Origin of the sequence: Shimia isoporae, assembly GCF_004346865.1 — a bacterium.
In the GTDB taxonomy this organism is placed as follows: domain Bacteria; phylum Pseudomonadota; class Alphaproteobacteria; order Rhodobacterales; family Rhodobacteraceae; genus Shimia; species Shimia isoporae.
In genome coordinates this window covers 923,262-935,925 of sequence record NZ_SMGR01000001.1, presented here as the reverse complement: position 1 = coordinate 935,925, position 12,664 = coordinate 923,262, and the positions used below count along the sequence as shown (strand labels likewise).

The following is a 12,664-nucleotide window of genomic DNA, read 5'->3' as shown; positions in this document are numbered from 1 at the left end:
AGAATCAATTGTGGCTTACAGGACTTTCTGCATCAGTACGAGATCCATCCACCGATCGAACTTGCGTCCAACCTCAGGCATCCGCCCGACGTGTTCGAATCCCATTCGCTCATGGAACGCTACTCCGGCGGCATTCTCACCGCTGATACCGGCCACAAGTATGTGCACATCCGCCGCCCGCGCCCTGTCCTCAAGCGCAGAGAGCAACTGCCGCCCGGCGCCCTTGCCCCGCGCACGGGGCGCAAGATGGATGGTATATTCCATCGTGTGCGCATAGCCCGGACCGCCACGAAACTGAAAAAAAGTGGCGAAACCAAGCAACTCGCCCGCTTCTTCGGCCACAAGAAATGCATCCCCGCGGTCAGCGATATCGGCATCCAGCCCCATTTCGGTCTTTTCAGCCGTCGTAAATGTAGTCACGCCTTCGCGTATTTCATGATTCCAGATCACCGCGACACCGGCAGCATCACCGATCCGCGCCGTGCGAATGATCATTGCAAAACCCTCTTTCCGTGCGGTGTGTCGAAACTTGCGCGCAGTGCGGTTGTTCCTTCGACATAAACAATCCTCGGATCAATTAACGGCACTGCGGCCTGCAGGTCTCCTGCATCAGGATGCGCGACCTCCAGCCGAAGCAAGGTGCAACCCGATCCCGCCAGCAAACTTGCAGGCGTGGGCGATACATCCCACTGCATCAACGCCGGAAAGCAATCTCCATAGGGCAACACGCCACTGTCCGGCACCGCCATCCGCCAGCGCAAATCCCCACGCGTCAAAGCCACCGGCAAACCCACATCTAGAGGGATCGAGGCCACATCCGCCTCAAGATCATCGCTGCGGCAAATCCAGTTGCCCAGCCGTGGCGAGCCTTCGAACCGGTCCAGATCAAACCACCGTGCGTGGGGCAAAGACCCGACTGAGGGGTCTGTCGCGATCGCCTCCAGATACAGCCCGTCGCCCAGGCCCAAAAGCTGGTTGTGCGTGCCATATCGCGCGTGTTGCCCTCCGGGCAACATTTTCACACCTAACGCGTCCTCAACATGCGCCACAGCCGCCTCTAGGCTCTCGCCCGCGACCGCCAGATGATCCAGTTCCAACATCTGCGATTCCCCTTCAATCCGCGCTTCAGCAAACCCCAAAGACTCGACCTCTACAACGGCAATTTCCTTTCAATGCGCGCCAACAAAAAAAGGGGCGCCTCAGCGCCCCTTCCCAAAACCCGTTCAAAGCGGAGTTTACCCTCGCGCTTCGCGGATCAACTTCAGGATATCCTGCGCTGCCTCGGGAATATTGGTGCCCGGACCAAAGATCGCCTTCACACCAGCTTTCTGCAGGAACTCATAATCCTGCTGCGGAATGACGCCGCCGCAAATGACGATAATGTCTTCGGCATCCTTGGTCTTCAGGGCCTCAATTAGCTGCGGCGCCAGAGTCTTGTGACCGGCCGCCTGAGAGGAAATCCCCACCACATGCACATCATTGTCGACTGCATCCTGTGCGGCTTCGTCCGGCGTCTGGAACAGAGGACCCACGTCGACGTCAAAGCCAATGTCGGCAAAGGCTGTCGCGATCACTTTGGCGCCACGGTCATGCCCGTCCTGTCCCATCTTCACCACGAGCAAACGCGGACGGCGCCCCTCTTCTTCCGCGAATTCTTCGATGGACTTCTGGATGGCTGCAAAGCCTTCGTCGCCTTCATAAGCTGCGCCATACACACCTGCCAAAGTTTTCACTTCCGCGCGGTGGCGTCCGAACTCTTTCTCCATCGCCATGCTGATCTCTCCCACGGACGCACGTGCCCGCGCTGCCTCCACTGCCGCGGCCAACAAGTTGCCGCCCTCTTTTGCCACTTTGGTCAGGTTGTCCAGTGCCGCTTCACAAGCCTCGCTGTCGCGCTCGGCGCGGATGGTCTCAAGCCGCGCAATTTGACTTTCCCGAACCGCGACGTTGTCCACGTCGAGGATGTCGATCGGGTCTTCCTGCTCCTTGCGGTACTTGTTCACGCCCACGATGACCTCGTCACCCTTGTCGATCATTGCTTGGCGGGTCGCAGCGCTTTCCTCGATCCGGAGCTTCGGCATGCCGGACGCCACCGCCTTGGTCATGCCGCCCATTTCCTCGACCTCTTCCATAAGCGCCCAGGCTTTCTGGATCAGGTCATCTGTCAGCGCCTCAACGTAATAAGAACCCGCCAGCGGATCGACCACGTTCGTCACGCCAGTCTCTTCCTGCAACACCAGCTGTGTGTTGCGTGCGATGCGTGCCGAAAAGTCCGTCGGCAGCGCAATGGCCTCATCCAGCGCGTTTGTGTGCAAGGACTGCGTGCCACCCAAAACAGCCGACAGCGCCTCGTAAGCAGTGCGGATCACGTTGTTATACGGGTCTTGTTCCTGAAGGCTTACGCCCGACGTCTGACAGTGGGTGCGCAGCATTTTCGAGCGTTCATTCTTCGCGCCAAACTCGGTCATCACCTTGTGCCAGAGGAAACGCGCCGCCCGCAGCTTCGCCGCTTCCATGAAAAAGTTCATGCCAATTGCAAAGAAGAAACTCAGACGCCCCGCAAACTTGTCTACATCCATACCCGCGTTCATCGCGGCGCGTACATATTCACGCCCGTCCGCCAGCGTATAGGCCAGCTCCTGCACAAGGTTCGCGCCGGCTTCCTGCATGTGATAGCCGGAGATCGAGATCGAATTGAATTTCGGCATCTCGTTGGACGTGTATTCGATGATATCGGAAATAATCCGCATGCTCGGCTCTGGCGGATAGATATATGTGTTTCGCACCATGAACTCTTTCAGAATGTCGTTCTGAATGGTCCCGGCCAAAAGCGCCTTGTCATGCCCCTGCTCTTCGCCAGCGACAATAAAGTTTGCCAGGATCGGAACAACGGCACCGTTCATGGTCATCGATACCGACACCTTGTCTAACGGTATGCCGTCAAACAGGATTTTCATGTCCTCGACAGAGTCGATCGCTACCCCTGCCTTGCCAACGTCACCAACCACCCGCTCGTGATCGCTGTCATAGCCACGGTGCGTGGCGAGATCGAAGGCCACCGAAACACCCTGCTGACCGGCTGCGAGGTTGCGGCGGTAAAAGGCATTGGATTCCTCCGCTGTCGAGAACCCGGCGTATTGGCGGATGGTCCACGGACGCCCCGCATACATCGTTGCTTTTGGTCCGCGCGTAAACGGGCCGAAACCGGGCAGCGATCCCATGTGGTCCAGCCCTTGTGTGTCCGCCTCGGTATAAAGCGGTTTGACGTCAATGCCTTCCAACGTCTTCCACGTAAGGTCTTCCAACGGCCGACCGCGCAGTTCCTTCTCGGCCAACTCTTCCCACTTCTTGGTATCGCTCATCGCAATGTCCCTCTTTCTTGTCCCTCGGTCAGGTCCCGACCAACGGTTTCCTCAACCGCAACGGATCCTTCTCCTCAATCAAATATGCGAGCCCTTCCGCGCCCGACCGCAACCAAGCCAGGTCCGACGCATAGATTGCCCGCAAAGTCTCAACCTGCACCGAATTGAACGGCTGCCACCGTCCATTGCCCTCCGGCAGGCTTTCCTCATCCTCGAACCGGTCCAGCAACGCCTCGCGCAACGCATCCAGATGCGGCACTTGCGGCGTTATGCCGACACGCAAAGGCGTAGGAGCGTCAAACCGGCCCTGAACGGCGAATTCGACAACATCATCCGGTTTCTCGCCAATGCGCTCGAATGGCGCCACAAGTATGTCCGCCTCCGGAGCCGCAGCGGCAATGTCGGTGATCACCCGACGCCAACTGCGCGGCTGCGTCACCAAGCGGTCCAGTTCGGATTGCAGCGGCAACGGAAACCCGTTCTGTACCGCATGGGCCAACGCTGCAGCCCAGTAATCTTCCAGCGCCCGAATATTGATGATCACACGTTTCACCCGACCATCAAACGCATGCGCCATCCGCGCCAACCGCTCGCCGGCTGCAGGATAAAGCCGCTCGGTGGCCACGTTGTCACAGACGCCGCCGAGCATCCCCGGATCACAGACAAGCAATTCCTTTGCACGCGCCCGTTCAAGACTGGCGCAACGCAGCCGCACACGTCCCGCGCCCCGCATCCGACGCCGCTCGACGCCGTAAAGGCCCGAACGCAGGGTCAGCCCGTCAAAAAGCCCTTTTCGCGTGTCCGTCATTGTCCACAACGCAAGGCCACGGTTGCGCAACGCGCGTCGATTCCGATCCAGATAATACGTCAACGAGGTCACGCCGGTCATATGCGCGCCCACATGCAAAATAACGTCCATGTTGCCATGCACCCCTTCAGAGGCCGCCAACGCGGGCGTTACCGGCCGGATATCACTTACGTGCATCATGCCGCCGCACCTGTGCATTTCGGGTTAATCACATGAATTTTGCTGACCTGCTCGCCAAAGGTGGTCGTATTGCCAGTAAAAGCGCTTATATTGCCTCTAACAGGAGACATCATGAAACACCGCTTAGCCTTTGTTATGACGAGCTTTCTGGCCTTTCTGACCGCACCGGTTCTGGCCGCTGAGGAAACGCCTACGGAAACGCTAATACGCCCGGCTTCAGAGGTTGTTCTCGACGATTTCCTTTGGCTCAACAGACCCCTCGTTGTTTTTGCCGATACAGACCGCGATCCACGCTTCGTCGAGCAAATGGCGCTGATCGAAGCGAGGGCGGCGGACCTTGCCGAACGCGATGTTGTCGTGATTGTGGATACCGACACCGACACGCCCTCCGCTGTCCGCGAACGGCTCCGTCCTCGCGGCTTCATGCTCGTGTTAATCGGGAAAGACGGTATCCCGTACCTGCGCAAACCGTTTCCGTGGGACGTTCGGGAGATCTCTGCATCCATCGACAAAATGCCGATGCGCCAGCAGGAAATCCGCGACCGCCGCAACTGAGGCGTGATATGAGCACACGATCGCCTCACGGCATCGGCGCCCCACGGGCCGCAACCAGAACATCGTACCAGTCCTGCCGGCTGAGCGAGACGTCAAAAGCCTTTGCCGACTCCCTTATTCTGCCCACGTTTTGGGTCCCGATCAGCGCAAAAACATTCGCCGGGTGTGCCAACACCCAAGCCAAAGCCACGTGATCCACGCCGACGCCTTCACGTGTTGCAATGCCATCCAGCACAGCCAGAACCCGCGCTTCCTGTGTGCCAGCGTCGGGGTGATGCGCACCGGTCAGCCGTCCACCGCCAAGCGGTGACCACGCCATGGTGGCCATGTCAAATTCCTGCGCCACATCGAGCGTGCCGTCTTCCAGAGGCGCGATAGCCAATGGCGAAAACTCCGGCTGCGTGGCCACCAGTGGGAAATCCAGTTTACTCTGCAGCGCCCGTACCTGGGTATGAGTAAAATTGCTGACCCCCGCTGCGCGGACTTTGCCGTCAGCGCGCAATTTCGTCAAAGCTGCCGCAACCTCTTCAAAGGATGCAAGGAGGTCCGGTCTATGGATCAGGAAAACGTCGATCGCATCGGTTCTGAGCCGCGCGAGCGACGCCTCGCAACTCTCAATCAGATTTGACGCGCGGCTGTCGTAGGGCACCGGAGGATGAATGCCCGCCTTGGTGACCAGAACCGTGCGGTCGCGCAGGCCACTTTGCGCTGCATAGACGTCACCCAGCACAGCCTCGGCCGCACCAAATCCCTGATCTCCGAAGCCATAAATGGCTGCTGTATCAAGCAAATTTGCTCCGATCTCCAGCGCCGCCTCAATTTTCCTTGTCGCCTCGGAGACCGTCGAGCCCGCAAAACGCCAGCACCCGTAGGCCAGCCTTCCGGCCTCAAATCCACCAATCCGGCCGGTGCGCTCAATGGACAAAACGCCCTCTGTCTGGCTCTGGTCTTTCACAGCGCTTCCGCCCCCTTCAAATGTATCAAGAGAAACCCGCCTCCGAAAAATATCACCACATATGCCAGCGCGACGGCCCCGAGCGGCCCGATAAGCCCCCAATAGCCAAGCAGCCCCGACAAAAACGCGACAGCCAGTACGGTTCCGAACCGGCCCCAGAACCACCCTTCGTCCCGCAAATCGCCGCTCAGAACTTCAAACAGCCAGCCGTGCACCGCCACCAGAAGCGCCACCTGAACCAGAAGCCAGAACGCAGCCAGCGACCAGACAATCACCACGAGGTTCGTGCCACCCCCGCCGAAAATCAGGGGAGCGCCGATGAAACCAAGCACAACAGTCACAGCAAAGCCGCCCAGAAACGCGCCCAAATGCGCGAGCCATTTCCAGACGGCTTCATGCATTATTCGAACTCCATGATCACATCATCAACCGCAAGACTGTCGCCCGCCGCGGCGTTGATCTTGGTGACGACAGTGGTCTTCTCAGCCCGCAGGATGTTTTCCATCTTCATGGCTTCCACCGTGCAAAGCGCCTGACCTTCCTGAACTGTGTCACCGACCTCGACGTCGACCTTCACGATCAGACCCGGCATCGGGCAGAGCAGCATCTTGGAAGTGTCTGGCGCGACTTTTTCCGGCATTAGCTTGGCCAACTCCGCCTGACGAGGGCTTCGCACATGAACGTCCAGCTCTGCGCCCCGGCTCCGAATGCAGAAGCCACCGGAAATTTTGCCCACTTTGAGAACCAACGTCTCGCCACCTACTTTTAGGGTCGCCAGCTGGTCACCAGGTGTCCAGTCGGAAGACACGCGCAGCTTTTCGCCATCGGCAAACTTGATGGTTGAACCTTTCTTGTCGGCTTTCACTTTCACAGGGAATTCCTGATCCTGCAGCGTAACCACCCATTTTGTTCCGACGCGGCGCTCATGGTTGTCCATACGACCCGACACACGCGTGCGGCGGATTTCGGCAACGCGGTACATCGCTGCGGCAGCCGCTGCAATTTTGCGGAGTGCCTCGTCCGGCAGGCTCACGCCTTCAAAGCCCTCGGGATATTCTTCCTCGATGAATGCCGTCGTCATGTCGCCCGAGATGAATTTCGGGTGATCCATAACCGCAGCAACAAACGGCAGGTTGTGTCCGATGCCTTCAAGCTCGAAACCGTCCAGAGCAGTACGCATCGCCTCGATCGCCTCATCGCGGGTTGGAGCCCAGGTACAGAGCTTCGCGATCATCGGGTCGTAGTACATGCTGATCTCGCCGCCCTCATAGACACCGGTATCGTTTCGCACTGCGAAGGCCTTGCCTTCGATCGCATCGTCCGCCCACTTTCCATTGTCTTGCATGGGACCTGCGGCAATCTCCGCTGGCGGCCGATAACGGGTCAAACGGCCAATTGACGGCAGGAAGTTCCGATAAGGATCTTCAGCGTAGACGCGGTTCTCGATAGCCCAGCCGTTGATACCAACATCATCTTGCGTGATCGTCAGCGGTTCGCCGTTGGCAACGCGGATCATCTGCTCCACAAGGTCGACACCTGTGATCAGCTCTGTCACCGGGTGCTCCACCTGCAAGCGGGTGTTCATCTCCAGAAAGTAGAAGTTCTTGTCGCCATCTACGATAAATTCCACAGTACCTGCAGAGGCATAACCCACAGCTTTGGCCAGTGCCACAGACTGTTCGCCCATGGCTTTGCGGGTGGCTTCGTCAAGGAAAGGTGACGGAGCTTCCTCTACAACCTTCTGGTTGCGGCGCTGAATGGAGCATTCCCGCTCGTTCAGATAGATGCCGTTGCCATGCGCGTCACAAAGTACCTGAATTTCGATGTGGCGTGGCTGGGTGACGAACTTCTCGATAAAGATCCGGTCATCGCCAAAACTGTTGGCCGCTTCGTTCTTGGAGGACTGAAACCCTTCCCGCGCTTCCTGATCGTTCCACGCAATCCGCATGCCCTTGCCGCCACCACCGGCAGAGGCCTTGATCATCACAGGATAACCAATCTCGTTTGAGATCTTCACGGCCTCGTCCGCATCTTCGATCAAACCCATGTAGCCGGGAACCGTAGACACTTGCGCATCCTGAGCGATCTTCTTGGACGTGATCTTGTCACCCATGGCCTCGATGGCGCCCTTGGGCGGGCCCACAAACGCCACACCAGCTTCTTCCAATGCCTCGGCAAACTTGGCGTTTTCCGAAAGGAATCCATACCCTGGATGCACAGCCTGAGCGCCGGACTGCTTGATCGCATCCATGACCTTGTCGATGACAATATAAGACTGGTTCGCGGGCGGCGGGCCAATGTGAATGGCTTCGTCCGCCATTTGCACATGCAGAGCCTGCTTGTCGGCGTCGGAATAAATCGCCACCGTCTTGATGCCCATCTTGCGGGCGGTCTTGATCACGCGACAGGCGATCTCGCCCCGGTTTGCAATCAGGATCTTGTCGAACATCTTATCGTCCTTCTTGGTCTTGGCCTGCGGTGCGACCCGCAGACATTGGCAACAAAAAAGCCACCGCCGCGCTGTCGCGCGTCGATGGCTTGTGTGTGTCGGAAGACTGCCGCGCAGTCAGGGTGTCTTGGGGCGTCAGCCCGTGGTCAGCATTTGCCTGGATTGAGCTGGCAATAGGCAACGTTCGCGCCACCTGCGACGAGCGCACCGGTGACCAGGTTCCCGTCGACAACAGCCGCGGCAAGCGCCCCCGCGCCAGCGCCGATTGCGGCCTGCTCGCCGATGGTCTCGCCACACGCGGCGAGCCCGAGCGCTGCCGCAAAGGCAAGTGCGAGTTTCTTTGTATGCATGAACCTGTTCCTTCTGCCTTGCCGGCGTCTCCGGCCGGCTTTTCTGTATCAAAGCAACAGTGCGCCACCCCGGCGCTGATAACTGCAACACACCCGCTATCGTCGCGGATCAAAAAATCGGGTGATCCTGCAGGGACACCACAGAACCACCCGAAAGGGGAAGGGTAACGGAATACACTGTTACAGGAGCCGGCCGCTCCCGACCGAGCCTCCATGTGATGGACCATGGCACAGGCAGCGCCGGGCACAATTAACAGATTTGTAACACCTGTCGGATGAGCACGTTTTCGCCCGTTCGCGTTATGCGTCGGCGAATTCATGCCCATTCCTCTCCGCCACCGTTAAAGGCATCAGGAAAGGACGCTTGCGCAACATCTACATCGATCCGCAACAGGGCGTCGTAACTCGCTGGATCAAATGGATCTTCTGCCGGAACAACTTCGCGGCCAAAGAGCCAGCTCAACCGGCCTGCATCCAGGTTTCCGCGTTCGAAAGGTTCCTCACCAAACTGCTCCCACAGCGCCTGCATGAACCCCGCATCGGCACGACGATCGGCAGGCTTGCGGTCGCGGAACCGCTCGCGCCGAGTGATGGGCGTGACACCTTTGGGGTTGGCGCGACGGATAACAAACTGGAAATCGGTACCGGGAAGACGCCCGGGGAAGCCGCGATGTTTGATCATGCCGCGCCTCCTTTCTGCAAAGAGGCGCTCGATCGCGCGGTTATGGGGTGGACAGGCCCACCGGCCTGTCCAAATCTTGCGTAACCGGAGTTACTTGTATTTTCCGGTGTATGCCGGTTCGGTCGAAATCGGCTCGGGGTCGACGACCACGTACTCTTCAACCGGTGCGGTGTCGGCGCAGGCTGCGACAACGGCAACCAGCCCAACGGCCAGGAATGCTTTGATGCTCTTGGACATCTCTGTCTCCACGTATTGTTTTCATGTTTAGCAGGGCCTTGTGACCCTGCCTGCCTCAAAGCCGTGCGGACACGGCATGGGCGCACAATAGCGGATTCATCAGCAAAAAGATACAGATAGCGGGTACAGCTAATGCGCTGTGGCGGCAAAGTCGCAACTTCCCGCCTATGGCTCTGCTTGGTCGCTAGATGTTGTGGTGTCATCAGAAACCCTCCCAGATACAGGCTCCGTTTTCGATGCTGAATGCCTCGAAATACTGGGTAGCTAGGGTGGTTGTGACACCAAATTCGGTTTCGCGATCCGCCATCGAGATGATGACCTGATCGACCTCTTTCTGCTCAACAGCAAGATAGGGCACCGCAACGCCGATACAGAGATGGAAGAAGTCTTCCTCTATTTCGTGAAACTCCAAACCATGCCGGATCAAAGGCATCACATACCGGAACCGGGCGACCTGAGAGTTGTCCTGGCGGGTCTCGTAAATGATTTCCTGCAATCGGATTTCATTACCGGAAGGCACGGCCGGTGTCTCCTCCAAGGCCCCGGCCGTGGTCGCGCCCCAAAGGGTCCCTCCAAACGCGACGAATACTGTTGCGAGAGCGTGTCTCATGCGGCGGCCCTCCCGCGGTTGGCATGACGCAGCCAGCGCGCTCGACGTGTCGGGTCGTCCAGAACGCCCTGTATGGCAGCTTGCACGTGCGCCTTTGCCACTGGCCCGTCGACCTGCCCGCCTGCAGTCACATGCAGAACACCACCCTGACGGCACACAGTCACCACCGGCGCAAATCCGCGAAGGGTCTGCAACGCCCGCCACATGTCCTGCCGCACCTGCTGTGCCACAGCCAACCGCCCGCCATCGGGCAACTCTGTGGACGCGGACACATCAAACCGCGCACGAGCCAATCGACTCAGCGTCAGCGTGTCCCCATCGCGCGCGATATGCCAGCGAGACTTGGTCACGCCGGCGCGTCCTCGTCTTTCGTTTCAAACTCAGCGGGGCTGATGATCTCGATCAGTTCCAGATCATCGGAATGGCGCACCTCGCGGTGTTTGATCCCCGGCGGCTGCAACACGCACGATCCCTCTCGAAGAACGTGCTCGCCCTGCCCCTCATACTCAAACACCACCCAGCCTTTGGTCACATAGACCATCTGGAAATCCAGTTCGTGGCTGTGCCACGCCGCCGGACTCTCCATTCCCGGCACAGCCCGAATGACATGCGCCCCGAACTTGCCTTTGGTGGCGTCCTGAATACCGAGATCGCGATACTCAAAAAACGCCCGCAACCCTTTGCCAACGAATTTGGAATCGTCGGCATGGGACACGGTGAAAGCCTGGTTTTTCCAAAGCTGCGTCATTTGTTGTCTTTCTCGTCAATCCGGCAGACAGGGCCCGCAGCTGGCGCGACGGGCAATCAGATTACAACGGAATGTTGTCGTGCTTCTTCCACGGGTTCTCGAGCTTCTTGTTGCGAAGGCTCGCAAACGCGCGGCTGACGCGCATCCGCGTGCTCTGTGGCATGATCACCTCGTCGATAAAGCCCCGCTCAGCCGCCACGAATGGCGTTGCAAAGCGGTCTTCATAGTCCTGAGTATGGGCCGCGATCTTCTCTGGATCGCCAAGATCCGCGCGGTGGATAATCTCCGTTGCGCCCTTCGCACCCATCACCGCGATCTCAGCGGTCGGCCAGGCATAGTTGAAATCGCCGCGCAGGTGCTTGGACGCCATCACGTCATAGGCACCACCGTAAGCTTTCCGCGTAATCACCGTCACCTTCGGCACCGTTGCCTCACCATAAGCAAACAACAGCTTCGCACCGTGCTTGATCACGCCGCCGTATTCCTGCGACGTCCCTGGCAGGAAGCCCGGCACATCCACCAGCGTCAGGATCGGGATCTCAAAGCAGTCACAGAAGCGCACGAACCGCGCCGCCTTGCGTGAACTGTCGATGTCCAGACAGCCTGCCAATACCATCGGCTGGTTGGCAACGACTCCGACGGTCTGCCCTTCCAGACGGATAAAGCCGGTCAGAATGTTCTTGGCGTAATCTTCCTGAATTTCATAGAAATCTCCCTCATCCGCGACCTTGTGAATGAGTTCCTTCATGTCGTACGGCGTGTTCGGGTTTTCCGGCACAAGCGTATCGAGGCTCTTCTCGACCCGACCCGGTTCGTCAAAGAATGGACGTACGGGCGGTTTCTCACGGTTGTTGAGAGGCAAGAAATCAACAAGACGGCGAACTTCGGCCATCGCTTCCACGTCATTTTCAAACGCGCCATCCGCCACAGAAGATTTCTTGGTGTGCGTCGAGGCACCACCCAATTCTTCGGCAGTCACGACTTCATTGGTGACGGTTTTCACGACATCTGGGCCGGTCACGAACATATAGGATGTGTCTTTGACCATAAAGATAAAGTCGGTCATGGCCGGCGAATACACCGCACCACCCGCACACGGACCCATGATCACCGAAATCTGGGGCACAACACCGGAAGCCATGATATTGCGCTGGAACACCTCAGCATATCCTGCAAGTGAGTCGACACCTTCCTGAATGCGCGCACCACCCGAGTCGTTCAGGCCGATAATCGGCGCACCGTTTTGAACTGCCATATCCTGAATTTTACAAATCTTCTGCGCATGAGTTTCCGAAAGGGAACCGCCAAAAACCGTGAAATCCTGCGAGAACACATAGACCATTCGCCCATTGATCGTGCCCCAGCCAGTGATCACACCATCGCCCGCAGGCTTTTGATTTTCCATGCCAAATTCGGTGCAACGGTGCGTCTTGAACATGTCGAACTCTTCAAAACTGCCTTCATCGAGCAGGAGTTCGATGCGCTCACGCGCCGTCAGCTTGCCTTTGGCGTGTTGGCTGTCAATGCGACGCTGACCGCCCCCCAATCGGGCGATTTCACGGCGTTCTTCGAGTTGTTGGAGGATATCTTTCATAGCAGGACCCCTGTAATTTGAGGCAGACCATAGTCGCCCATGCTGCAGTGCAAAAGGATTTTCCCGCAAATTTGCAAAACCAACAGCACTCACGATGAGTAAATTGCAAATTAGCAAATATTTTACAGTTTAAC

The 12,664-nt window shown here is 58.1% G+C and carries 15 protein-coding genes; 1 reads left to right on the top strand and 14 read right to left on the bottom strand.

The genetic code is table 11. The features are described 5' to 3' along the window. Positions 1-15 precede the first annotated feature (15 nt). From BXY66_RS04585 to BXY66_RS04570, 4 genes are all read right to left on the bottom strand, one after another. Positions 16-495: a GNAT family N-acetyltransferase gene (locus tag BXY66_RS04585; protein ID WP_132858986.1), complete on the bottom strand. Its 480-nt coding sequence runs from the start codon at positions 493-495 to the stop codon at positions 16-18. After that, positions 492-1,100, bottom strand: a complete 609-nt coding sequence (locus BXY66_RS04580) for a VOC family protein (protein WP_132858985.1) — start codon at positions 1,098-1,100, stop codon at positions 492-494. The genes BXY66_RS04585 and BXY66_RS04580 overlap by 4 nt, the downstream gene beginning before the upstream one ends. 135 nt (positions 1,101-1,235) lie before the next feature. Further along, a complete protein-coding gene (gene scpA, locus BXY66_RS04575) occupies positions 1,236-3,362 on the bottom strand; it encodes a methylmalonyl-CoA mutase (RefSeq protein WP_132858984.1) in 2,127 nt (708 codons plus the stop codon). Positions 3,363-3,390: 28 nt separating this feature from the next. Further along, entirely contained in the window at positions 3,391-4,350 is a 960-nt protein-coding gene (locus BXY66_RS04570) for a hypothetical protein (RefSeq protein ID WP_132858983.1), read from the bottom strand. Positions 4,351-4,461: 111 nt separating this feature from the next. Between BXY66_RS04570 and BXY66_RS04565 the strand changes: the two genes are divergently transcribed. After that, the gene (locus BXY66_RS04565) at positions 4,462-4,905 is read left to right on the top strand and encodes a DUF4174 domain-containing protein (protein ID WP_132858982.1); all 444 of its coding nucleotides are present in this window, start codon (positions 4,462-4,464) and stop codon (positions 4,903-4,905) included. Positions 4,906-4,930: 25 nt separating this feature from the next. Here BXY66_RS04565 and BXY66_RS04560 read toward each other — a convergent pair whose 3' ends face one another. From BXY66_RS04560 to BXY66_RS04520, 10 genes are all read right to left on the bottom strand, one after another. Next, the gene (locus BXY66_RS04560; RefSeq protein WP_207911287.1) at positions 4,931-5,860 is read right to left on the bottom strand and encodes an aldo/keto reductase; all 930 of its coding nucleotides are present in this window, start codon (positions 5,858-5,860) and stop codon (positions 4,931-4,933) included. Further along, positions 5,857-6,261 (bottom strand): hypothetical protein, encoded by a 405-nt coding sequence (locus tag BXY66_RS04555; RefSeq protein ID WP_132858981.1) that lies wholly within the window; start codon positions 6,259-6,261, stop codon positions 5,857-5,859. The genes BXY66_RS04560 and BXY66_RS04555 overlap by 4 nt, the downstream gene beginning before the upstream one ends. Further along, a complete protein-coding gene (locus BXY66_RS04550) occupies positions 6,261-8,309 on the bottom strand; it encodes an acetyl-CoA carboxylase biotin carboxylase subunit (RefSeq protein WP_132858980.1) in 2,049 nt (682 codons plus the stop codon). The genes BXY66_RS04555 and BXY66_RS04550 overlap by 1 nt, the downstream gene beginning before the upstream one ends. A 146-nt stretch (positions 8,310-8,455) precedes the next feature. Beyond that, positions 8,456-8,659 (bottom strand): hypothetical protein, encoded by a 204-nt coding sequence (locus tag BXY66_RS04545; protein WP_132858979.1) that lies wholly within the window; start codon positions 8,657-8,659, stop codon positions 8,456-8,458. A gap of 316 nt (positions 8,660-8,975) precedes the next feature. Continuing rightward, on the bottom strand, positions 8,976-9,341 hold the full coding sequence (locus BXY66_RS04540) for a hypothetical protein (RefSeq protein ID WP_132858978.1): 366 nt from the start codon (positions 9,339-9,341) through the stop codon (positions 8,976-8,978). Positions 9,342-9,431: 90 nt separating this feature from the next. Next, positions 9,432-9,578, bottom strand: a complete 147-nt coding sequence (locus BXY66_RS20400) for a hypothetical protein (protein WP_165929102.1) — start codon at positions 9,576-9,578, stop codon at positions 9,432-9,434. Positions 9,579-9,780: 202 nt separating this feature from the next. Then, the gene (locus BXY66_RS04535) at positions 9,781-10,188 is read right to left on the bottom strand and encodes a DUF6497 family protein (RefSeq protein ID WP_132858977.1); all 408 of its coding nucleotides are present in this window, start codon (positions 10,186-10,188) and stop codon (positions 9,781-9,783) included. Further along, positions 10,185-10,538: a hypothetical protein gene (locus BXY66_RS04530; RefSeq protein WP_132858976.1), complete on the bottom strand. Its 354-nt coding sequence runs from the start codon at positions 10,536-10,538 to the stop codon at positions 10,185-10,187. Before BXY66_RS04530 ends, BXY66_RS04535 begins: the two co-directional genes overlap by 4 nt. Continuing rightward, on the bottom strand, positions 10,535-10,936 hold the full coding sequence (locus BXY66_RS04525; RefSeq protein WP_132858975.1) for a cupin domain-containing protein: 402 nt from the start codon (positions 10,934-10,936) through the stop codon (positions 10,535-10,537). The genes BXY66_RS04530 and BXY66_RS04525 overlap by 4 nt, the downstream gene beginning before the upstream one ends. Before the next feature lie 61 nt (positions 10,937-10,997). Further along, the gene (locus BXY66_RS04520) at positions 10,998-12,530 is read right to left on the bottom strand and encodes an acyl-CoA carboxylase subunit beta (RefSeq protein WP_132858974.1); all 1,533 of its coding nucleotides are present in this window, start codon (positions 12,528-12,530) and stop codon (positions 10,998-11,000) included. Between the last annotated feature and the right edge of the window lie 134 nt (positions 12,531-12,664).